Source organism: Bacillota bacterium, assembly GCA_012839765.1.
In the GTDB taxonomy this organism is placed as follows: domain Bacteria; phylum Bacillota; class Limnochordia; order DUMW01; family DUMW01; genus DUMW01.
Genome location: DUMW01000081.1, coordinates 1 through 23,180 on the forward strand (window position 1 = coordinate 1; position 23,180 = coordinate 23,180).

The window sequence follows — 23,180 nt, forward strand, 5'->3', positions numbered from 1 at the left end:
ACTAACGAGTGCCGGCAACACACCAATAGGCTTCTAAGCCTCAAAAGCCTGCTCAAGGTGCTTACATAGCCTCGGTAAACGAGTTAAGCATAAAATGATTGACAAGTAAACCAGACCATGGTAGTATTGTGAATAACAGGAAGTGCGTACTTAAAAGCAAAAAGTGCAAAAGTGCCTGGAAAGGTCGTGATGTCAGAATGGACGTTACGTCCCGCATGGTTGGCAAACGGGTTATCCTGGAAACCAGCCTGAAGCCCTTCGACAAGTACCGCCGACTGGGTGTGCAGGAGGTTTCTAGACGGCTATTTCAGCCGTGGCAGACTCTACTGGCTTTGGGTTCTGAGCATAGTGTTCTTTTGTGGGTGGGCAGTGGTGAAGAAGTCTTCCTTTGGAATAACGATCTGTCCGCGACTATCGAGTGGGCTCACTACGTGGGCCATCGACATAGGGAAGATGGAAACTATTGGCATCAAGGCAAGCACCTTCCTCCTACATACAACTATCGGGAAGACTGGGGCCCCTTTACCTATGCGGATCTACGGGACATAGTCTATGCTCTGAAGTACGTGGGAAAGCAAGAATTTGACGTGGAGATCACTGTGGGAATAGGGATTGACCCGGGACCCGAGTTCTGCGAGTCGGAGTTTCCTTACCGGGTTCATCGGGAGATCCTCGGAAGTGGCGTACCGGCCTTTATTCGCTGTGAAGCACGTCTAGAAGCAGACGATCGCCCCTATGCCGCTTATCCCCATGGTATTCCTGCGGGAGAACCCTTCGGTCGTTTCCTCGGCAGGCAAGCGGCAAGCTTTTGCCGGACGTTGGGTTTTGACCACGTTTGGTTTTCTAATGGTTTGGGCTTTTCCGATACTCCCTGGCAGTTTCCCACCGCAGAGACTTTGCCAGAGGCGGTATCCCCCGAGCGGGCGGAAGAAATTGCTCAATTCTGGATGACCTTTCGGGAAAGCTTCGACGAACCCGTAGTGGAAGCGCGGGGAACCAACTGGTCCGTGGGAATTGATCTGTCCGGCAAGAGTGTTTCCATGAAAGATATCTATGCCACCGGCTTACTCCGACGATCTCCGGTGAACCCGCCCACTGTCTTCTTTACCAATTCTGTGGGGCTGGAGATGACCAGTTACCTAAGCCGTATCAGTGCCTTTCCCGGCCCATTCGGTTTTCGCTATTACATCAGTGACCCATGGTTTTGGCAGACCCCCTGGTTCGATCGACCGTATAACCGGCAGCCCTATGATATTTACGTTCCGGGGCTAGTTACTCGACTGAATCTGGAGGGGGAAATCGAGACTCCCCAAGATCTGGCCCTGTTGACTATCGACGATCGCGATGGAGAGATTCGCGAGGATATTGCCCGGGAAGTGCTCCCTTATCTATACCATGCTCTGAGGGAGCAGCCCGACAAGTTGGGCCTTGTTACCTGGGTATACCCCTTCGACGAGTTTCACAGTGTCTTTGAGGACGATCCCAAAGTAGCGTCGCGGGAACCCTTCTTTTACGACACCTATGCTAGCTGGGCCATCGATGTGGGGTTGCCCATGAACAGCGTGGTGAGCTCCACAGTCTTTGCCCGCTTAGCTCAGGAGGAAAAATGGCAGCAGCTTATGGATTCGGTGCTCTTTGTTCCCGCCTGTCTACTTGGAACCATGGGTGAATTGCTCGGTCGTTTCGTCCATAGTGGCGGGAGAGTCATCGTCTACGGACCGTTGTATAGCACCGAGGAGCAAGCCAGGAAGCTATTAGGTGTCGAAGCAATTGAAAGCGGGTTTTCTGGTCAGGTTTCGGTGATCTATAGGGACTACGTGGGGAGAGAACGGAATTGCAGCTGTGAGCACGACGAAGTCCTTTCGGCTGGAAGCATCGAGTTTTTGAGATTATCTGCTGTCAGCAAGATCATTGCCTCCGTGGAAAAGGGCACCGGCGCTTCTACTCCCTATGCCTTCTTGCGCCCCCTCGGGCAAGGTGTTATCGGTTGGGTGCGAGGGAGTGTTTCCGACAGGCGGGCGGTGGATCGGAAGGCCGCCGAGGTGTGTCTGCGCCTGTTGGGGGAGATGGGTTATCGCATCGAACAGATTTATGGCGACGAATCCACTTTGCCTACACAGATTTTCGTTTCCAGAAGGAATAATGAATACTTTTTCACAGGGTATAAAGCCGATCTTACTAGTTCTTTAAAGATTAGTTTCCCGCAGGGGGTACCCATTCCCGAAAACTACGATCTGCTGTTTGAACAGGGAGAGGCAGTCATCCACTTCCCAAAGACAATTTACGAACGGTGTCGAGTTTTTGTGCGGCAGGAACGGGGCAAGGTAAGCAACCGACGTTTGGAGCCAATGCCCTTTGGGGACGTGGTTTCCCAGTATAGCTTGACGGGGTTAGAAGAAGCCGACGTGGTAATCTACCCACCCTTAGCTTCCCTAGGGGCGGTGACGGTACACCCGGACTATGAACTAGAGCGGGGTCCTTGCTCGGTTATTGTACGGAAGGTGAGCGGTAACCTACAGATACGCTGGTAGGAAAATTACTAGAGTGAGGAAGATTTGATCATGGCTTGGCAGAAACCGAAAATAGGTGTCTTTTATGTGGGCTTGCAAAGATATTGGTCTCAGTTTCCGGGATTGAGGGAACGTTTGGAGAACCATTACGACTACTTCGTGCAACGGCTGCAGGGTTATGGTTGTGAGGTGGTTTCGGCGGGTCTGGTGGATACGGTGGATAAGGCTAGAGCAGCTGCCGTGTTTTTCAACCAGCACGATGTGGACCTGGTCATGTGCAACATGGTCACCTATGCCACATCGGCTACGGTGTTCCCGGTGTTCCGCCAAACCCTGGCCCCCATCGTTTTGGTTGGTTTGCAACCTTTGGAGCATCTTGACTATCCCCGTACAACCACTGCCCATCAGCTGGAAAACGACAATTGTACCTCCTTGCCGGAACTGGGATACGTTCTTACCCGGGCGGGGATTCCCTTTGAAGTTGTTTTTGGGAAGCTGGAAGATGAGATGGTGTGGGCGGAACTGGACGAATGGTGTCAGGTGGCAAAGGTGCTTAGAAACTTAAGGTATGGAACCCTGGGATTTCTGGGTCATACCTACGACGGGATGTTGGATATGTGCTTCGATCCCGCCCTATTTCACATTCAGTTTGGCCTGAATATTAAGTTTTTAGAGATGTGTGACTTTTACGGGAAAGTGCAGGCCGTCACCCCTGAAGAACAACGAGAGGAAATGGAACTAATCCGTGCTTACTTTGACTTTCCCCAGCCTGGTTCTGATCCGATTGCAAAGGAAGTTGATCCCGAGGCCCTAGCCTGGGCGGCTAAGGTTTCGGTGGGTCTGAGGTATTTCATCGAAGACCAGCAGTGTCATGGCCTGGCCTACTTTTACCGGGGTGTACCCGGCGGTGACTACGAACGGTTGATTGCCGGCATGATTGTGGGCAATTCCTTGCTGACCGGCCGGGGGATTCCCGTGGCCGGAGAAGGGGATATGAAGACCTGTGTATCAATGTTCATCATGCATGGCTTTGGCGCCGGGGGTTCCTTTGCTGAACTGCATCCGGTAGACTTCAATGACAATTTGGTTCTCATTGGTCACGATGGTCCTGGTCACATCCTGATCAGTGACGAAAAACCCAAACTGCGAGGTTTGAGCCTCTATCATGGTAAGCAGGGCTTTGGTGTATCCACGGAGTTTAAGGTGCGGACCGGTCCTGTGACCCTCCTTACCTTGACCCAAGACTACGACGGTTCGTTCAAGTTCGTCTGTGCAGAGGGTGAGTCCCTGCCGGGGCCGATCCCCAGTACGGGTAATACCAATAGTCGCATTAGATTTAGAGAGGACGTACGGTCCTTCGTTGAAAGTTGGAGCAGAGCTGGTGTTAGTCACCACTTAGCCCTGGGTATCGGAAAGCAGATCGGGAAGATTAAAAAGCTTGGGCATGCTTTGGGAATGGAGGTGTGTGTAGTTAGCGAATAACGGGCATTAACGACAGACGACGGGAAAAGAGAAAGGAGGAGACCTATGTTAAAGTATTCTTCCGTTCGTCCTGTTGGTGTGCTGGTCATCTTGGTGTTCATGGTGGGTTTGCTTACTGCTGTGGGTTCTGGACAGACAATAGAACTGACCTTTGCCACACCGTTGGCCACCTGGTCGGAGATGCAGGCCGCCATCGAACAGTTTGAAGCAGAGAACCCGGACATATCTGTAAAGTTGATTACCATCCCTGATGTGGATTCTGGAGAGAGCGTCATCCGCTTTGCCCTTTCGGGACAAATGCCTGATCTTTTTACGGTGCATCACGTGAGTTTTGACGCCCTCTACAACGAAGGATTGCTTCAGAACCTGGACGACCTGTTTGAAAAGGATCCCGAGGCGAATCCCGCAGACTATGTTGGACACTACATGGGAGTATCCGGAACCTACGTGTTGCCCTTTACGGTGAACGTCTGGTTTGCGCTGTATAACGACTCCATGTTTCAGGCTAACGGTTTACCTTCGCCGGATCCTCAGTATTGGGACGTCGATCAGTTTCGTAACGATGTGTTCAAACTGACTCGCCTCTTCCCCGGTGGCAGCCCCCTGGACGAATGGGGATATGGCGGATTTGCTTTCAATCTTAACCATGTGGAGGCGTGGCTGTGGCCCTTCGGCGCGACGCTTTTTGACGATGCTGGTAACCCCGCCATTGATACGCCAGAGATGCACGAAGCACTGCGCTTTTGGACTACCTTTACAGAGAGGGGCTTGACTAAAATAGCGGTGCGCGACGACTGGTATTCAGGACGGTACGGTGTGTTCTTTGCGGACCGGGCGGCCCTTTCCATCTTGTTGCAGAGCGACATCAATTTTGATTGGGGTCTTGTGCACTTGCCGATCAAACCGGGTGTGGATCGAAAGATCGTTGGGACCGGCCACTATTTTGCCATGAGCAGCCGTACCGAGTACCCAGACGAGGTCTGGAGACTCCTCAAGTGGCTGACAGGACCTGAAGGACACAGAGTGTTTCAGAGCCGGGGTCTTTTGCCTGGGAATATCTCTGCGTTCTCTCTATATGAGGAATACTGGGAGACCGCTGCCTATACATGGAACGTACCCAAGAATCTGTATATCATCACGGAGGCTACTCAATACCTATCGCCACCTTCTTTCATGTATACCACCTTGCCGCAGACGGAGGTGCAACCGATTATTGCCGACTATTTCCGGAGTATTATCCTAGACAGAAGCATGGCGCCTGAGATTGGTGCGGCAGAAATGCAGCGTTTGCTTACGGCGCGTGAATGACAGAGATTGGAGGGTCTGAAGTGTCTCGATGTCGTTGGATGTGTCTGGCTATTGCCTTGGGAATCTTGACAGGCTGTTTGATGGTAGTACCGGCGGATTCCTTGGAGGTTACCTACTGTTGGGAGCTTGGACGGGATACGGAGACTCCCGATGCTTGGGAATTGTGGTTCGACAATCCACCCAATCGTCAATTTAAAACCTATAACGATCTACGGGTTGCCGGTCGGCTCGAATTCCCGGGCGATTCCTATTTCACCTGGTCGGAGGACTATCAGGCGATTGTCTTTGGTACTTCCGAGTCCAGCAGAGCGTTAGGCATCCGTTCTGTTGACCGAATGATCCCTTACTTAGGGGAGAATGAACTCAGGATTAAGGCACTGGTGGAGTTAGAAAGCGGTAACCTCAATTGCACTATCTATTACTATAAATCCAGTGGTGAATTCCTAGGAAACAATTCCCTGGGCATCAACCAGTCCGAAGGCTGGCAGGAATTCGTGCTGAAGCTGGAGCCCCCAGCGGAGACAACCCATTTTGCTCTGGCGATTATCTTCGAAAACAGTGTAGGAAACGTGGCTTTGAAAGAGATTAGGATGGGTAAGACAGATTAGGACTTTCGAAGGAGATGACGAAAATGAGTAGAAGAATGACCCCTTTTGCTGCTTTACTTGTTTTCAGCCTGTTAGCTGCGGTGGTATCGGCTAACGAAGTCACCTACGATTGGAGCCTGGTACACGGTTCTGATAACGGGAGCGAATGGGAGCTTTGGTACGATCTGGTTCCCAATCGAAAGTATGTTACCTTCGAAGATTTGGTCGCAAAGGGCACGGTTATCTTTGATTCCGCTACAGTCTTTGGCTGGACCGACGATGAGGTGGCGGGTCTTTACTTTGAGACCTCCGATGCTTCCAAGAGCCTGGGGATCCGCAGTGTAAATCGAACCATTCCCTATAACGGGGAGCGCTTCTTCAAAGCCATCATCAAGTTGGAAGATCTGCAGGGACCCAGTGGCGGTTTCCACGTTGAAGTCTATTATTACGCTCAGAATGGGAGCTATCTTGGGAAAAACGACATCCTGGCTATTGGTGGAACGGCGGATTGGCAGGAGTATACCGCAGAACTGACACCCCCAGCGGGCACCAGCACCTTTGCGGTGGGTATTCTACTAGCTAACTCCACCGGTCGCGTGGCTTTTGCGCGGATGTGGATGGAGAAGTAGCGATAGGAATCCAAGTGCCGTCCCTGCTAGTTTTAGAAGCGGGGACGGCACTTGGAACCAAACCACAGTACACCGGTCCCTTTGGCGACTAAACCCCTCAAGTCTGCGTGCTTGAAGGTAGGAAGGGAAGAACATCGGATGCGCGGTTTCTACATTAAAACACTAATGGTGTGTTTGCTGCTGGTCTTTAGTCTAGTGGCGGTAGGTGCCTCGACCCAGGATCTGCTTGGAGAGAACCTATTGAGGACGGCCGAAGAACTATCGGAATGGAACCTTTGGTATGATGTACCGCCCAATCGGAAAGAAGTCTCTCTGGCCACTCTGGCTAAAACTGGATCCGCGGCATTCGGGTCCAGTGCAGTCTTCGGTTGGACCGAAGAAGGCGCCCTTTATTTCGAAACCGAGAGTTCTCAAGATCAGCTGGGCCTGAAGATGATCACGGAGGTCCCTTACGATGGTGAGGAACTGACATTGGTGGTCAGCGCCAAGTTGGATCACGTGGTGGTCCAGGGCACGGGACTACATTTCACCGTATACTACTTCGATGAGGGCGGTACGTATATAGGACAAGAAACCCCCTTGGTGTTGTCCGGTACCACCGATTCCTTTGTGGAGTATAGAAGAAGGTTGAACCCGCCTGCCGGTACCAGGTTGTTCCGGGTATCTGTGTTGATGGTACAAGCCACAGGCAGGGTTACGTTAAAACAGGTGACGGTGGATCCGCCCATCGGCAAAGCCTTCGATTACTTTGGTTCCTATCCATTGCTACATGTTAGACCAGTGACCTCAAGGGAGACCTCTGCGGAGCTAGTCCTGGACGGTATGTCCCCGGATCCCCACTTTACTTTCACAGGGTTCTATGAAGTACCGCGGATGGATCTTTCTTCGCAAAAACTGGTTAGTTTGTACCTATTCCGGGGTGGGGAATACATCGGACTGTTGGGCACCTATAGGCCCAGCATTCAACCGGGGGAATGGGAAGCGGGCAGTATTTTAGAAATTGGCCCCCTGGAAATCCCTAAGGTGCAGCTTGGCCTGTCGGAAGGTCTGTATACGATATATGCAAAACTAGAGGGTGGTTTGTGGATGCGTGAAGTGCCCATCGGTGATTTTCGGGTGGTAAATCAAGATGGTGTGATTAGATCGGTACCTGCTTTTGTAAACCCTGTCGTAGAACCTCCCTTCTCCCAAATCGGTGAGGCCACGGTGATCAATAGTTCCCTTGGCCCCTATCTAGAAGTCGGATCCAGGAAAAATGATCGGATTAGCTACCTGTTTCGGACCCAGTCCCGGGGCGATTTACTGAAGCTGACTGTCACCTATCCCGATGACAAGACCCGTACCGCCGAGATCTCGGTAATTGCTTCGGGCTTTTCTCCTGCCCATTACCATACGAAGACCTGTTCGTTGGGAACCGGTTACTTGACCGGACACCAGTACCGGGTTTCCCACCAGATGGTGACCCAGACCATTTACTTCTATGCCCCGTCCGCGGAATTCGCCATCGTATTCTCCACCGGGGAAAACGACGCGCCCGCCGCCATCTCTCAATTCACCATTGAACCGGTGGCCCTGGGCGAAGCCCTACCCGCGGTGGAGTACGCCCTTCCCTGGCATGAACGGAGACAGCTGGGCCTATACTGGGAGGATCCTGTTCTAGGTCCAATTTATGGTTACCCCGAGGATACGTCTCCGGAGGTTTTCAAAGCAGTTTTGGATCGGCACATCGACTACCTAAAGCGGACTGCTCAGAACACCGTCATCTATCCGGTTATCTGGTATGCTGGCACCGTCTATAGGAATTCTCAGGAGTATGGGAACTACCAGGCCGGTGGGAGAAGTCATCCTAATGATTTTCATATAATGATGGCAGAACGCTACAGTCATGAGGGGATCAACTTCTATCCCATGATCCGAAACTGGTCCCTGCCTTCGGTTCGGTATTTAGTGCGAAATCCGGAAGAAGTCCTGAGTAATCCGGACCTGAACTATGTCAACAGTGTCACCTATGACGGACGCGTCCTTACCACCGCAGGCCACAGTACCTCGCCCATGCTGAACTTCTTGCACCCGCAGGTGAAGGCTGCCTTTATGGCGATGTTGCAGAGGTTGTTGGATGACCTGGGTCAGGAAGAAAGTGTCAAAGGGATCTCTCTGTTTACTGCTAGTCATTCGACCCACGGTTTTGGAACACTTGAGGTCGGCTATGACGACTATACTGTAAAGCTGTTTGCAGAGGAAATGGGACTGGAGTTGCCTGAACCCCAAGGTCCCGTGAGCGATCGTTTCCGCCAGTGGTATCAATGGTTGAAGGAGAATCATTGGGAGCGCTGGCTGCAGTGGCGTTGCCAAAAGCAGACCAGTTACTATGAAGAACTGGCGGAGATGGTGGCGGCTACCAGGGAAGGTCTGAAGCTGCATATCATGCTCCGCGAGCCCAAAACAATGTTGGATATAGTAGACGATCTGACAGTCTACTATTATGAGCACATGGCACTGGATCTTGATACCTTGGCCAGTAATCCAAATATCGTCCTGACTAGAAACCAGTTTCCCATCGACTACCGTTGGACCTTGACCCTGGGAGCTAATTCTCCCTACCGGGCCCCCCTCATCGCCGCGGAAAGGGCGGGAACTTTGGAGACTATTATTTACCGTGATTTTGACGTGGACTGGTTGAGACCGTTGCTGGGCAAGATTTCTGGATTTACCATGCACGAAAGGTACTTCGAGACGCCTGACGCCGCGTTCAAACATAGCCGTCTACAGTTGCCCTTTGGTTGGGAGCAGGAACCCGATTGGCGGGTGACGCAACCGAAACCAACGGGACGGTATGCCCTGGAACATTATGCTAGGGACCTCGCCCTGCATGATGCCGTTTTCCTGACCCGCGGTGGTTATAACCTTGGTACCCAGGGGATGGAGGACTTGTTGCTGCCCTTTGCCGCTGCCTTCACGTCCCTTCCGGCCGAAGCCTTCGAAACCCTCCTGGAGGATCAAGGTGTCGTGGTACGAGGCTTAGATAGGGAAGGTTGCCATTGGGGGTACGCGGTGAACAGTGAAGGTGAGCCGAAAGAGATTACTGTACAATTCTCGGGGACTGGTTTCCTCCAGCAGCATGGCCTAAACCGCGGTGAAATCTTCTTAGATGACGGGCGCATAACCATTCAGTTGCAGGCTTGGGATTTGCTTGTCTGGTCTACGGAGGAAATCTGGCCCGAGAACATTGTTGTGAAGTAGAAAAGATGATCGGTACTATGGATGGGGTATTCGTGTTCGGTGCATGAAACCCCATCCCTGGTCCGTTGTTCGTCTTCCCGTCGAGGCCTCCAAGGAGTCCTTCTTCCGCCGTCCTTGCCTCTTACCCGCAAGAATAATGGTAGTCTTACCATACGGAGAATAAGCCGTTCGTAACAGCTTCGCCGCTGTCTTACCTAGTCTTCGGCGAATGTCCTGGGTATCGCGAATTTCAAATTCTTGTTTTCGTCCATGCTGGGCCATAGGAGGCACGAACCCGTCTACAATCCTTCCCTTGATTCCATAGGAACGGGAAGACTATGATCATACAGCTTGCAAATCGTGACCAGTCGTGAAATAATATGATCTGGTATTAGCCCTTCCGAAGGGGGAAATGATTAGGTGAGCTTTACATTACCCAACAATGCAGGTGTAGTAGTTCTAGGTTTGAAGACGGGACTGATCATGCCCACCGACGATATCGTGGAGATCGCGGTTGATGCGGTCAAGGAGACGGTGGAAGACAGAGATATTGTCTGTGTCACCGAATCGGTGGTGGCTAGGTCCCAGAACCGGTACGTCACTTGCGATGAGCTCGTTGAGGATCTGCGACGGAAGATGCCCATCGAAGAAACGGGCACCTTGGCAGTAGTCAGCCCCATCGTGAGTAGAAATCGGTTTGCTCTGGTTTTACAGGCTGTGGCTAGGGCAGTCAAGAAGGGTAGGGTTTTAGTCCAGCTTAGCGTGCCCTATGATGAAGTGGGCAATCAGGTGATGGACGAAGAATTCGCCAATAGCCGCATGCGTCTGAAACGGGTACTGGGGGCTTTGCAGGAGGTGCGGGGAAACACTCCCCAGTTGAACGTCCTGATCCGGGAGATTGTGGCAGCTTTGAAGTTCCAGGAGCTTGGGTTTACGGTGGAGGCAATTCGGAAGATCACCGGCAAGGGCGTCGCAGATATTACCTTGGTGTCCCCCCAGGGGAAAGCCCTAGTGGCGGAGGTTACCTTTGATGATCTGCGGGCTACCGCGGAAAAGGTGATCCGCATCATGAAGGATGTGGAGGCCGAAGGTGCTTTGGCTGTGGCGGTGGATATCCAGGCCCGGGAAATCATCATTGTCGATGCGGAAGCGTATTTGGCTGGACAGGCCGCGCCGCAGGTCTATTCCTATGCGGACCGGCTGACCCTATACAACGCGGATGACGTGATCACCCTTGAGGAGATTGGGGAAAGACTCTTCCCCCATCCCATTACGGGTATTGACTATGCCCGGATGTATGCGGAGGTCATAGAGAAGGAAGGCGCCAAGAGTGAGATAATCTACACGGAGAATCCTCTGGCGGTGTTTAACTTTGGAAACATTGACGGGATCATCATCGGTGCGGTCCATGCACGGGAGTCGTTGAAAAACCTCTTCTTGTCCTTCGGGACCAAGACACCAATGCTGACCTTGCAGGAATTCGGACCGAAGCCCTGGGGTGTTATCGGTTCTAATGTTTCGGATCTAGAGAAGGGCATTCTCAAGCTCTTGCCGGACAATGCCGATGAAGTATGTGATACCATCGTGGCCAAGGTCAAGGAGGTTACTGGTAAGGACGTGGAGGCCTTGGTTTTCGGTGACGGTGCCTACAAAGATCCCGACACCGGGATTTTTGAGTTGGCGGATCCCTTCCCCGCCATCGGGTGTAGCGAAGGCTTGCGTCATGCTTCCCTCCGGCAGGGGGCGAAGTTGAAGTTGCTGGTGGAAACCATGGTGCGCAAAGGATACACCAGGGAGGAGATCGCCGAAATGTTGTCTAGTGCCGACTGTTCCCAAAACAGTCTGGGGACAACGCCAAGGCGGATCACAAGCATTGTGGCGACGATTGCGGACTTGGCGGCAGGCTCCGCAGATGCCGGAACGCCTATCGTCCTGGTGAAGAACTTCAACTACTAGGAAACTCTATCGTAGAGAACAGGGGCAGTTCGTACCATCTCCCATGGTGCGGATTGCCCTTTTTTGTGTCCGTCGGCTTGGCCAAAGGATTCTTCCGTTGAGGATAGTCATTGAAGTGAGCCAGTGAGATGAGGCACCCAAACCCATAGGCCTAGCTTCGGCCATGGGCACGCAGTCCTACAGTACAAGGAAGACTTCTCCGGTTGGGATGGAACACGGTTTGGCGCTCTTGCCAGCGAGACTATTGTTCCTGTTCCCTGAGGGCCCGGATGACCGCGGGAACCACCTGCCGTTTCCGGGACAAGACTTCCGGCAAGGTGAAGCTGGTGGCTCCGTGGGGAGCACGGAAGGCCTTCTTTGCCAAAGTGGGATCCTTGGCTACCCAAAGCATTTCCGTGGTCCTGGTTAGGACACTGGTGAGCATCAAAGCAACCACATGGTAGCCCGCATCTTCCATCAAGTGCTCCATGGTTCTTAATAGCTCGTCTTTCATGGCATCGGCAGATTGGCCGTAGATCATCGTCTGTCCGATGCCAACCTTGAACTTGCCCACGGTAAACTCCTTGAAGTCCGAGCGGAGAATCTCCGCCGGGTCTACCTGGGAGATGTCTCCGACGGCTTGGAGCAGTTTATGGGCCAAATGGTCAAGGTCAACCTGCGCGATCTCCGCCAGATAGTGTGCTTCGTACTCATCCTGGGGGGTGGAAGTGGGGGACTGAAAGGCCAAGGTATCTGAAAGAATGGCTCCACACATGATTCCCGCCAACTGGGGACTAAGCTGGATGTTTTGTTCTCTGGCCAAGTGGCTCACAATGGTGGTGGTGGCACCCCAAGGTCTGTTGATGAACATGATGGGCTGATCCGTTTCCATGGCACTAATTCGATGATGGTCGATGATCTCTAGAATCCGGGCATGTTCGATGCCGTCGATGGACTGATTTCTTTCATTGTGATCCACCAGGATAAGCCGTTTCCCGGACCCATCGGCCAGATGGTTGCGACCCAGCATGCCGATGGGACGATTAGCATCATCCAAGATGGGATAGAGGCTGAAGGGATGTTCCTGCATCTCCTCTCGAACTTCCCGCAGTAGGTCATCGGGATGTACCGTATGCAAGTTACGAGCGGTCATGACTTGTTCCACCGGCAGGGCCTGCCACAATAGGTTGATGCAGCTGTACGTGTCCAGGGGGACCCGGAGTAAGGTAGACCCTTGTTCCCTAGCCCTCCGGACAATTTCCGATCTGATCTGTGCACCGCCTGTGACGATCATTACTCCAACGTGCTGGGCCAGGGCCGATTCTTGGATATCGATGCGATCTCCTACCAGAAGCAGATCTTTGGGACCCACCTGGATCTGTGCGGAGTCGCCCACCACCACACTACCGGCTACTTCCCTGATTCCCGCCACGAGGATTTCCCCCTGGAGTACCGCCGCTAGATTGGCCACAGGACAAGTGTAACGGGAGCCGGCAACGGCAGCTTTAAACTGGGCCTTGGCAATGTCGCCGATGGTTACTACCCCTGTCAGGACCTGGTTTTCGTCTACTACGCAGGCAGTAACGGTCCTTCGGTCTTGCATCTCGGTCCAGACTTCAAGGAGGGTAGCTGACTTGGGCAGGCTCAGGGCCGGATCGTAGGGTACGTCACTGACCTGCGGATGGGCGTGGGGAAGAAAGATTGGTGGTTCAAAACCAAATTCTTCCAGGATAATGGCTGTCTCCTGATTGATCGGGCCGATGCGAGCGGGGATCGCCAAATACTCCGATTCTTGGGCGTTCTTCACCGTGGCATAGGCGATGGCCGACACGATGGAATCACAATCGGGGTTTTTGTGACCAATGACGTAAACGATGGATTGTTCGAAGTTCCTGCGATCCATGGCTACCCACCCAACGGAAGTCCTTTTCCCCTATTCTATCCAAATTAATGGGATCTGTTAAGGCACAAAAAAGGGCCCCGGAAAACCGGGGCCCTGATCTGAGGTCCTTAGAACCTGATGCTCTTCATTGCTCTGAGGTTCAGACCCTGAGCAACGTCATCCTTGTGCAGCAGGTCTTCCTGATCCCAGGGGGTGCCATTCTCGGTGTCGAACCAGTAGTAGGTTCCCTGGAACTGGATGGAGTTCGGAGCAGTGTACTCCACCTTCGCCGCTAGCTTAGCGTCCAGATTATCCTCGTTGAAGGCCAAGACGCTGCGTCCGGTAATTGCCAGGTCCATCCCAAAGAGCTCCTGGGATGTGGTGGCAGTCAACATGGACTTGTTGCCTGCGGGATCCGCCAGGTCGATCAAGGTGTATCCCTCAAGAGCCACCGGTGCAAACTCACCAGGCACGATGACCGTGTCCGCGGCCACCTTAATCTGCTTCTTGGTGATATCCTTCGCTTCGTGGTCGTAGTCAACCCAGAGTTCCGGGGTCAGGTTGACGTCAGCGAGTCGGACATTCTTCACTTTCATGTGGTTCTCAATTACCTTGTTGCCAGGCTTGTAGGCCACGGTAAGTTCAGGCTGGATCTCTTGGCCACCGACGGTGAAGGCCCGGGCAAGCTCGGTAATATACTCGTTGGAAACACCTGCAGCAGAGTTGAACTTAACGGTCTGGGCGATGCTGGTGTTGAACAGTTCTACACCGGCCCGCAGACTGGTGGTGCTGTCGCCGGCAAAGGCATAGGCCTCATCGGCGAAGCGCCGGTCGTGCATAGCACTCAGGCTGAGGGGCATGCCCAAGAGTTCCAGTTCACTGTTCGCGGACACCCGGACACCAGTCTTGTTGTCCTGGAGCCACTTCTTGGTGCTGTCGTTCAGCTTCTGGTAAGGAGCATTCCATACATAGTTGCCATTCTCATCCCGAGGGATCTGGCGATACCAGACTTCCATGCTCGTCCTGTGGGAAGGAGCAAAGATACCCTTCACGTCCACGATGCTCTCGTTTACGTCGTTGAGGTTCCGCGCCATCTCACCGGCCACCTGGAGGTTGCCGGAGTTGAAGCTACCTGCCAAGTGCAGGGCCCGATCTTTCGCATCCTCAGCAGCGTCCCGCTCAACGTAGACGCCCGTTACTTTCTGGCCGAGCAACTCGGTCGTTACCTGCAGACCCTTGGACTGACCATCCTTGTTGAAGAGGATGAAACCATCAAGGTCAAATTCGGTGCCTCCCGCATTGATCCTGGACCCTTCAATGCGTAGGCCAGGCTCGTTGGCGCCAACGGTACCTACCCACTTGGAGTAGGCAATGCCCAACCCGTTACCAAAGTGAGTAGTCACTTCTGCCGCACCTTTCCGGAAGGCGCCAGGAATGACCATCTTGGCCCGGGTGACCATTGGCTCGAAGTTGATTTCCCCACTGGCATCGGCGGGGAAGGGGTAGTTCAGTTTGTTTTTGTTCTGGATCTCGATGAACAAACCGTTTTTCCCCTGCTCCGCACCGGTGAAGTTCAACTCCAGTGTGCTCGATGGGGTGAGTTCTCCCTCCGCAGCATTGAGATCTCTGGTGTAGTCCAACGACATATCCAGCTTGCCGTCAAAATTCAGGGTACCGGCCATCGCTGAACCGGCCAGCAAGGCTAGCAATGCCGTTGCCAGTACTAGTGATACCAGCTTCTTCATGCTTGAGTTCCTCCTTGGTAGAAGAATTTGATTGGCCGCTTCTCCCAGGAAGGTACTCAGGCTGGTCGGTGAAGTATCCAGGTTTCCTTCTTCCGCCCTTAGCCTAAGCTTCACCCTCGGTTTGGGGAAGACGACCCGTGGTTTTTTCCCACGTGCGAATAGAATTCGAGATTAATCTAAAAACTCCTCTTGAATTGTGAATAGTGATTTTTGGTAACACATCAACCCGTTGATCTATCCTGTGGCGCTTGCAGGAAGGACCCGATGTTTTGGAGAATGTAAAACCCTGAAGGAATGTCCCTGATTTCGGAGGATTTCCTCGAACACCTGACGTCCTGGAGAGTACCTATATGATAACTAATCTGCGGAGAAACCTAAGATTAGCTTGCAGTCTCATACTCCTTCTACTCCTGTGGGTGTGTCCCGTTGCTGCCCAGAATGCTATTGAGTTAGTCGAGATCAGGACAGGGAATGTGGGCGGCGTTGGCTATGTGGACTTAGTGCTCACCTCCCTGCCGGAGTACAAGGCCTTCATTCTTACGGATCCGGACCGGGTGGTGGTGGACTTGTACCAAGTGACGCTCCGGGGTGCATCCCGGCAGGTACCGCTGGAAGATCCCCATGCCAAGGGGGCCCGGATCAGTCAGTACGCTTCTGACCAAGTGAGGTTGGTCATCGATCTGGACTGCCTTGTGGGCTATGCGGTGGAAGGCAGAGATGAGGGAGAGAACCAGGTGCTCAGGATCACCCTGAGTAACGATACCGGTTTTGTTCAATATGTGGCCGGTGCTTCCTTCCAGCGGGAGGAGGCCCATGCCCGGCTGCAAGTGGTCACCACTGGTCCGGTATCCGCGGAAGTTTCTAGTTTGAAAGATCCCCTGCGCTTGGTGATTGACCTTTACCCGGCGATCCTAATTGCCCCTACCAAACAGATCGAAGTTGCCGATGAGGCGGTGGCAGGCCTCAGACTGAGCCAGTATTCCCGGGATGTGGTGCGGCTGGTTTTGGATCTGAATTACCCCTTGGCGGCGGTGGTGAGGGAATGGGATCCTGTTTCCGGTACACTACCCATTGATCTATATTACCGGCTGACATCGGTTACCGCCAACTTGAATGGGCACGGGCTGGAGGTGGTGGCCACTTGTAGTGGCCCCGTCCAGTTTACTTACCATCTTTTGAAGGAACCGGCCAGGTTCTTTGTGGACTTGCCTGGGACGGTACCCATGCCTAACCTAGAAAGGCAGTTTATGCCCCATTCCCCCATCACCGGCGTACGTATTGCGGAGCATCTGCCGGGACAAACTAGGCTAGTCTTTGACTTGGCCTATCCTATACAGCCCATCGTATCGCAAGTGGAACCAACTGGTTTTAGCTTGGTTTTTCCCACGCGGCCGGTGTTGGGACGAACCATCAGCCTCGATCCAGGGCACGGAGGACACGACCCCGGTGCCACCAGCGCCACCGGGAGCTATGAGAAGGATGTAGTTCTGGCGATTGCCCGTTATTTAGAGCAAATGCTTACCGCCGCCGGTGCAAATGTGGTGCTTACCCGTGACGACGATTTTTATCCTTCCTGGACTAGTCGGATTGCCACCAGCCAACAGGGGGTAGCAGATATATTCATTAGTATCCATGCCAACGGAGCCATTAGTGAACAGGCCCGGGGCACCGAAACCATCTACCAGACCGGGCGGGGGGATGGCAAGGAACTGGCTACGGTGGTGCACCAGGAATTGGTCAAAGCGATCGGGTTACCGGATCGGGGGATCAAGGCTCGGCAGAATCTCATCGTACTGCGGAATGCAGAAATACCGGCGATTTTGGTGGAGGTGGCCTTCATCACCAATCCTGAAGAGGAAAAGAAGTTGAAGGATCCAGAGTTCCAACAGCAGGTGGCGTTAGGGCTCTTCATGGGGATTAACCAGTATTTCGCCCTGCAGGCAGGGACTTCTTATGTACACACGGTAATGCCTGACTTGGAGCCGATGACACAGCCCGAGACCAAGGGGAAATTGGAGATGAAGCTTGAAATGAAGGGACCTTCTAGTCAGTGGTTGCGTAACAAACTGCTCCTTTTGCCCCAACCGGAGTTGTTTTGGCGGGTAAGCAAGCTCCCCATTACCCAACAGGAACGTCATTTCTTTATCTTGGGCCCCTTAGGCTTGCCGCCGGTATCTGTCTATCTTGAGGGCAACGTCGCAGAGGCCAGCGGCCCCAACATTCCGGGGATGATTTCCTTGCCGAGTGCAGAACTGACTGAGGGGACCTTTACCCCAGAGTACTTAATGTATATGATTGATTAGGAGGCTCCGGTCGATGAGACGGTTGAGGGTATTCGCACTGGTGATACTTATCCTGATTCTAGCCCTGTGGGGGATCATCCGGTTGCTGGGGCCACAGGAAGCAGAAGTTGTGGTTTACTGGGCCTCTGTGGATGGACAATGGCTGGTCCCGGTATCCATGACACTTCCCGATGCTGATCCCCAGACGCTGGTGGCGGTGTTGATGGCTGGACCCGAGGAATCAGAGCTGATGGCTACCTTCCCCCCGGGCACTGCTGCACCGGCCGTTCGTTTGGAAGATGGCTTGGCCTATGTTGATTTCAAGGCGGACCTGTTGAAGACCAGTCTCGGTGGTAGCACCGGCGAGCTTCTGGCCGTATATTCCCTGGTGAACACTCTGACCCAGCTACCTCAAGTGGCGGCGGTGCAGATCTTAGTGGAAGGGGAAGTGGTGGATTCCCTCTTTGGGCATGTGGATGTGAGTAGTCCGCTGGTGGCGGATCCTAGCTTGGTGCTGGGGTATGAAGTGGAGAACGATGAGCCATACTAGCAATATGTTCCAGCAGGGAATGGACAGACCCCTTGCTCGGTAACCTCCACTGGCTTTGGGAATATTATGGTTAGGGGTCCAATGATGCAGGGGTGGATTCATGATCAAGCGTATCGGGGTATATGATTCTGGATTGGGTGGTTTGACCGTAGTTCGGAGACTCTGGGACTGCGTGTCCGATTGTTCCATCACATATTTCGGCGATACGGCGCGGTTACCCTATGGGGAGAAGACGCCCGCCGAGATCAATCTGTTTGCGTGGCAGATAATCTCCTTCTTGCTTTCTCACCGAGCGGATCTGATTGTGGTGGCTTGTAATACTTCGTCGGCATTGGCCCTGGAAAAGATGCAACGGCGGTTTTCCGTTCCATTGGTTGGCGTGATTTCTCCTGGAGTCCGGGCCGCGGTGCAGGCTAGCCGCTCCGGGAAGATCGGTCTTATGGCTACCAAGGCTACGGTGGACAGTAAAGCCTACGAGCGGGAAGCGGAGAAGTACGGTTCTAGGATCTATAGTGTGGCCTGTCCCTTGTTGGTACCCATCGTGGAGTCGGGCCGGGTGGGGACTGAGGAGAGTCTGGCGGTCCTTAAGACTTACGTGACCCCTTTGGTTGCACAGGGCATCGACACCTTGATCCTCGGGTGTACCCACTATCCCTATTTTATCCCGGAACTGAAGAAGTTGCTGCCACCGGAGATCAAGATCGTTGATCCCGCAGAGGAGACAGCCTTGGAAGTGAAAAGGCGGTTTGGCAATTGTGGTGGTCCCAAGGAGGACTATTACTTTTGTAGTGGAGATCCCGAAGAGTTTCGGCGTCGGGCCCAAGACTTGGGATATGAACTGAATCTAGTTGAAAAGGTGGATATGGACCAGTTGTATCCAAGAACAACTTTTGAAGGGTGAGCATCTGTGGAGTACCAAGGCAAGAAAGTGGCGGTGGTGGGCTTAGGGATTAGCAACCGGGCCCTTATTTCATTCCTCAGTAAGCAGGGGGCGGAGATCCTAGCCTGTGACCAAAAGGAACTGGATCAAATTCCTGACCTGGAGGAATTGGAACAGTGGCCCATCGGTTTGCAGCTAGGCAGGGACTACCTGAAGGGATTAGAGACCTTTGATGAGGTTTTTCTGACTCCGGGCATGCGCAAGGACTTGCCGGAGATCCAACGGCTGATCGAGGCGGGGGTACCCATCTCCACGGAAGTGGGCCTGTTCATGGAAAGATGCCCCGGGGTGATAGTGGGTGTCACTGGAAGCAGTGGTAAGACCACAACTACTACGCTGCTTGGGGAAATGTTGGCCACCCGCTGGTCCGATACCTATGTAGGGGGGAACATCGGGGTTCCCTTAATCAATGAGTTGGATCAGATGACGCCAGAAACTAGGGTTGTCTTGGAGTTGTCTAGTTTTCAATTGGAGCTTACGCGGACGAGTCCCCATATTGCCATTGTCACCAATGTTACACCTAATCATCTAGATGTCCATCCTTCCATGGAAGCTTATATCGCGGCCAAAAGCAGTATTTATCGCTATCAGGGACCGGAGGATCATTTCGTCACCAACGGGGATGATCCCATCTGCCGGCAGATGGCCGCAGAAGCTCCGGGACGGGTGTACTTCTTCAGCCGCAGGGAGCAGCCCCAGTTAGGTGCATATATCGCGGACAACTGGTTTTACTATCGGATTGACTCTAAAGTGGGGGTGCCAGTTTGTACCGTATCGGATGTCAGATTGCGGGGAGAGCATAACATAAGTAACGTGCTCACTGCGATTCTTGGTGCGGCGTTAGCTGGGGTATCGCCAGAAGATATGTGCGAGGTGATCAGAGGGTTTACCGGTGTTGCTCATCGCCTGGAGCCGGTGACCCGCTGGAAAGGCATACTATTCGTCAACGATTCCATTGCCACAACGCCCAGTCGGGCCGCGGCTGGTCTTCGGTCCTTCGACGAACCGGTGATCCTCATCTGCGGGGGTTACGACAAGAAGCTGCCCTTTGAGGAAATGATCCAGGCCGGCAAGGATCGAGTGAAGGCCTACATTACTTTAGGCGCTACCGCTGACTTAATCGAAGCTACCATCCGGCGGGAGTACGGGGCTTCCTTACCGGGGATTCACCGAGTGGAGAGTCTAGCTCAGGCGGTGGAGACCGCCATCGAGTTGGCCTCCAGTGGGGATGTGGTCCTATTATCGCCCGGTTGTGCAAGTTATGACATGTTTGACAGTTTCGTCCAACGGGGAGAGCTCTTTCGCGAACTGGTACTGGAGTTGATCGGGGCCAAAACCGCGTAAATCCCCTACCTGTTGCGGTTGGATTAGACTTGTGCCCGTGGTATTAATATAATAGAAGTCAAGGAACTACGAGTCTTCAAAGCTGTTGTCTTTGTGCATTCCTTTTCCGAATGTCCGGGGGAATGCACAGGAAAGGAGATTGTCATGGAAAGACACGATGGTCGCCGTCCCGACGAAATGCGCGAGGTCAAGATTACGAGGGATTTTATCAAGTATGCGGAAGGTTCGGTGTTGATTGAGGTCGGCGATACGAAGGTGGTATGTACTGCTTCCATTGAGGATCGGGTGCCGGCATGGTTGCGCGGGAGCGGTCAAGGTTGGATCACTGCCGAGTACGGGATGCTTCCCCGCTCAACGGAGACCCGAAATGTGCGGGAAGCATCCAAAGGTAGGCCCAGTGGACGTACCCACGAGATTCAAAGACTAATTGGTAGAGCCCTGCGCAGTATTGTGGATCTGACGACCATAGGGGAACGCACCATTTGGATAGATTGTGACGTGATTCAAGCCGATGGCGGGACCCGGACCGCATCGATTACTGGATCCTTTATCGCCCTGTGTGACGCCCTTTGGACCATCGGCGAGGGCGGTTCCTTTCCAGTATTGGACTATCTGGCCGCGGTGAGTGTTGGTGTGGTGGATGGAGTTCCGGTACTGGATCTGAATTACGAAGAGGATTCCCGGGCGGAAGTGGATATGAATGTAGTGATGACTGGTGCGGGAAAGTTTGTGGAGATTCAGGGTACCGCGGAGGGAGCGCCTTTTTCCAGGGATACATACAATCAAATGTTGGAACTGGCCGAAAAGGGAATCTCTCAACTGGTCTCCATGCAGAGTCGCTTGATCACGGAGAAGATGGCGGGGAAGATCGGAGGGGGCAAGTCTTGAGGGACCGCAAGTACAAGTTGGTGGTGGCCTCGGGGAATAAGAACAAGTTGAGGGAGATCGAGGCTTTGCTCTCCGATTTGCCGTTGGAAATCCTCACTCCCGGGGATTTCCCCGATTGGCCTGCCGTCGAAGAAGACGGTGCAACGTTTCGGGAAAATGCACTAATAAAGGCGATGGCTGGTTACAAGCATACAGGATTGCCCTGTATTGCCGATGATTCGGGGCTGGAAGTTGATGCCCTGGGAGGAAGGCCGGGGGTGCATTCCTCTAGATATGCGGGGGAGAATGCCACCGATGCCGAAAACAACGCCAAATTGCTCCAAGAACTGGCTAATGTGCCGGCGGAGAAACGGACAGCACGCTTTTGTTGTGTGATCGCCTTTGTGGTGTCGGAAGGGGAAACCTTCTTTTCCACCGGCATCTGTCCCGGCAAGATTGGATACTTCCCCCAGGGGAGTAACGGTTTTGGCTATGATCCATTGTTCATTCCCGACAATTTTACGAGGACTTATGCAGAGCTTACAGCGGAAGAGAAAAACGTGATTAGCCACCGGGCCCGTGCCCTCAAGGAGTTCAAAGCGGTATTGCGTCAGTGGGTGGTATCAAAGGAAACCTCGTCGAAATAAATAATCGGTGCTTGCAGCTAGAAAGAAGAAAAGTAGCAAGAACATGAGTCTGGTGCCAAGAATGCCCAATAACCCGGTGGAAATCTAGTTTTGACTTGGCTATGGATTTGTGTTATACTTTCTTCTGCTTGGTTCTGCGGGGTGTGGCGCAGCTTGGTAGCGCGCCTGCCTTGGGAGCAGGAGGCCCGCGGTTCAAATCCGCGCACCCCGACCATTGCTCCTTGCTTAATTAGAGAAAATAGGTTATAATGATAGCGGCAAATGCGGGTGTAGCTCAATGGTAGAGCGGTGGCCTTCCAAGCCACATACGTGGGTTCGATTCCCATCACCCGCTCCATATTTGCGCCTGTAGCTCAGGGGATAGAGCAGGAGCCTTCTAAGCTCTGTGCCGGGGGTTCGATTCCTCCCAGGCGCACCAGAAATCATGGTGGGTGTAGCTCAGTTGGTTAGAGCGCCAGGTTGTGGCCCTGGAGGTCGGGGGTTCGAGTCCCCTCGCTCACCCCATTTTTATACCCGCCCGTAGCTCAGCTGGATAGAGTCGCTGACTTCGAATCAGAAGGTCGCAGGTTCGAGTCCTGCCGGGCGGGCCATCTCAAGCCCTTGATTCCAAAGGGTTTTTTCTTTTGCCCACATCGGGATAGGGCGCGAATCAGGGGTTCACTTGGGCAAAACTGGGCAAAGCTGCGCTACCTGTCCAGGTTAGTTTGCTGTTTTCATGTAGGTTCTTGTCAAGCAAGTTGGCAGCCAGATAGATGTCTTCAGAGAACGTCCGAACGTAGTGTTCTGCAGTCGTCGACATGCTTGCATGCCCCACTATTTGCTGAATCACCTGCATCGGAATGCCCAATGAGGCCATCAGGCTTATGCAGGTCCTCCGCAGGTTCTTCGGTGGAATGTAATGCACGCCGGCCCTGGCTACCAGTTTACGCATGTAGGTTCGTACATACTTCAAATCCGGTACATTACCCTTGGAATCAGCCACAACAAGGGACTTGTTGCTGTAATCTTTGGCGCTACGTATTCTTTGACTCTGCTGTTCCTTATGTTTCGCCAACGCATAGTTCAAGAATGCTGAGATAGGCACTCGTCTTATCCGCTCGGTTTTGGTAGGCCCAATAACATACCCATCGCCTTGACCCCCTAGTTTTGGAGAATATGCTTGTACTTCATCTACATATCGCATGATTGCTTCGTATTTCTACCAGTTGCACTTTTTACTCATCTTAGGCGGCCTTGAGTGCTTCTTTGGTATG

At 53.1% G+C, this 23,180-nt stretch carries 16 protein-coding genes and 5 tRNA genes; 18 read left to right on the forward strand and 3 right to left on the reverse strand.

Annotation, left to right across the window (positions count from 1 at the left end):
* Window positions 1-215: 215 nt before the first annotated feature.
* The 7 genes from GXX57_07960 to GXX57_07990 all read left to right on the forward strand — a co-directional run bounded on the left by GXX57_07960 (window position 216) and on the right by GXX57_07990 (window position 11,691).
* Window positions 216-2,531 carry a hypothetical protein gene (locus tag GXX57_07960; protein ID HHV44584.1) on the forward strand — a complete coding sequence of 772 codons (2,316 nt, stop codon included), beginning with the start codon at window positions 216-218 and terminating at the stop codon, window positions 2,529-2,531.
* A gap of 30 nt (window positions 2,532-2,561) precedes the next feature.
* On the forward strand, window positions 2,562-3,992 hold the full coding sequence (locus GXX57_07965; GenBank protein HHV44585.1) for an arabinose isomerase: 1,431 nt from the start codon (window positions 2,562-2,564) through the stop codon (window positions 3,990-3,992).
* 45 nt (window positions 3,993-4,037) lie between these two features.
* A complete protein-coding gene (locus GXX57_07970; GenBank protein HHV44586.1) occupies window positions 4,038-5,300 on the forward strand; it encodes an extracellular solute-binding protein in 1,263 nt (420 codons plus the stop codon).
* A gap of 38 nt (window positions 5,301-5,338) precedes the next feature.
* Window positions 5,339-5,908 (forward strand): hypothetical protein, encoded by a 570-nt coding sequence (locus GXX57_07975; protein HHV44587.1) that lies wholly within the window; start codon window positions 5,339-5,341, stop codon window positions 5,906-5,908.
* A gap of 23 nt (window positions 5,909-5,931) precedes the next feature.
* Window positions 5,932-6,516, forward strand: a complete 585-nt coding sequence (locus GXX57_07980) for a hypothetical protein (GenBank protein HHV44588.1) — start codon at window positions 5,932-5,934, stop codon at window positions 6,514-6,516.
* A gap of 165 nt (window positions 6,517-6,681) precedes the next feature.
* On the forward strand, window positions 6,682-9,756 hold the full coding sequence (locus GXX57_07985) for a hypothetical protein (GenBank protein ID HHV44589.1): 3,075 nt from the start codon (window positions 6,682-6,684) through the stop codon (window positions 9,754-9,756).
* A 462-nt stretch (window positions 9,757-10,218) separates the two neighbouring features.
* Window positions 10,219-11,691 carry a F420-0--gamma-glutamyl ligase gene (locus tag GXX57_07990; GenBank protein ID HHV44590.1) on the forward strand — a complete coding sequence of 491 codons (1,473 nt, stop codon included), beginning with the start codon at window positions 10,219-10,221 and terminating at the stop codon, window positions 11,689-11,691.
* Between the two features lie 241 nt (window positions 11,692-11,932).
* On the opposite strand, the gene GXX57_07995 is transcribed toward GXX57_07990, so the two are convergent.
* On the reverse strand, window positions 11,933-13,573 hold the full coding sequence (locus GXX57_07995; protein HHV44591.1) for a putative manganese-dependent inorganic diphosphatase: 1,641 nt from the start codon (window positions 13,571-13,573) through the stop codon (window positions 11,933-11,935).
* A 107-nt stretch (window positions 13,574-13,680) separates the two neighbouring features.
* Window positions 13,681-15,297, reverse strand: a complete 1,617-nt coding sequence (locus tag GXX57_08000; GenBank protein HHV44592.1) for a hypothetical protein — start codon at window positions 15,295-15,297, stop codon at window positions 13,681-13,683.
* A 350-nt stretch (window positions 15,298-15,647) separates the two neighbouring features.
* Here GXX57_08000 and GXX57_08005 point away from each other — a divergent pair, with 350 nt between their 5' ends.
* From GXX57_08005 to GXX57_08055, 11 genes are all read left to right on the forward strand, one after another.
* Window positions 15,648-17,600, forward strand: a complete 1,953-nt coding sequence (locus GXX57_08005) for an N-acetylmuramoyl-L-alanine amidase (protein HHV44593.1) — start codon at window positions 15,648-15,650, stop codon at window positions 17,598-17,600.
* A gap of 13 nt (window positions 17,601-17,613) precedes the next feature.
* Entirely contained in the window at window positions 17,614-18,129 is a 516-nt protein-coding gene (locus GXX57_08010) for a GerMN domain-containing protein (GenBank protein ID HHV44594.1), read from the forward strand.
* Window positions 18,130-18,229: 100 nt separating this feature from the next.
* Window positions 18,230-19,030: a glutamate racemase gene (locus tag GXX57_08015; GenBank protein HHV44595.1), complete on the forward strand. Its 801-nt coding sequence runs from the start codon at window positions 18,230-18,232 to the stop codon at window positions 19,028-19,030.
* Window positions 19,031-19,036: 6 nt separating this feature from the next.
* The gene (locus GXX57_08020; GenBank protein ID HHV44596.1) at window positions 19,037-20,413 is read left to right on the forward strand and encodes a UDP-N-acetylmuramoyl-L-alanine--D-glutamate ligase; all 1,377 of its coding nucleotides are present in this window, start codon (window positions 19,037-19,039) and stop codon (window positions 20,411-20,413) included.
* A gap of 144 nt (window positions 20,414-20,557) precedes the next feature.
* The gene (gene rph, locus GXX57_08025) at window positions 20,558-21,301 is read left to right on the forward strand and encodes a ribonuclease PH (protein ID HHV44597.1); all 744 of its coding nucleotides are present in this window, start codon (window positions 20,558-20,560) and stop codon (window positions 21,299-21,301) included.
* Window positions 21,298-21,927, forward strand: a complete 630-nt coding sequence (locus GXX57_08030) for an XTP/dITP diphosphatase (protein HHV44598.1) — start codon at window positions 21,298-21,300, stop codon at window positions 21,925-21,927. Before rph ends, GXX57_08030 begins: the two co-directional genes overlap by 4 nt.
* Window positions 21,928-22,064: 137 nt before the next feature.
* A tRNA-Pro gene (locus tag GXX57_08035) sits at window positions 22,065-22,141 on the forward strand.
* A 49-nt stretch (window positions 22,142-22,190) separates the two neighbouring features.
* Window positions 22,191-22,264, forward strand: a tRNA-Gly gene (locus GXX57_08040).
* Window positions 22,265-22,269: 5 nt separating this feature from the next.
* Window positions 22,270-22,345: transfer RNA gene (locus tag GXX57_08045), tRNA-Arg, on the forward strand.
* Window positions 22,346-22,354: 9 nt separating this feature from the next.
* Window positions 22,355-22,431, forward strand: a tRNA-His gene (locus GXX57_08050).
* Window positions 22,432-22,440: 9 nt separating this feature from the next.
* A tRNA-Arg gene (locus tag GXX57_08055) sits at window positions 22,441-22,517 on the forward strand.
* A gap of 59 nt (window positions 22,518-22,576) precedes the next feature.
* On the opposite strand, the gene GXX57_08060 is transcribed toward GXX57_08055, so the two are convergent.
* The gene (locus GXX57_08060; GenBank protein HHV44599.1) at window positions 22,577-23,011 is read right to left on the reverse strand and encodes a tyrosine-type recombinase/integrase; all 435 of its coding nucleotides are present in this window, start codon (window positions 23,009-23,011) and stop codon (window positions 22,577-22,579) included.
* Window positions 23,012-23,180: the final 169 nt, after the last annotated feature.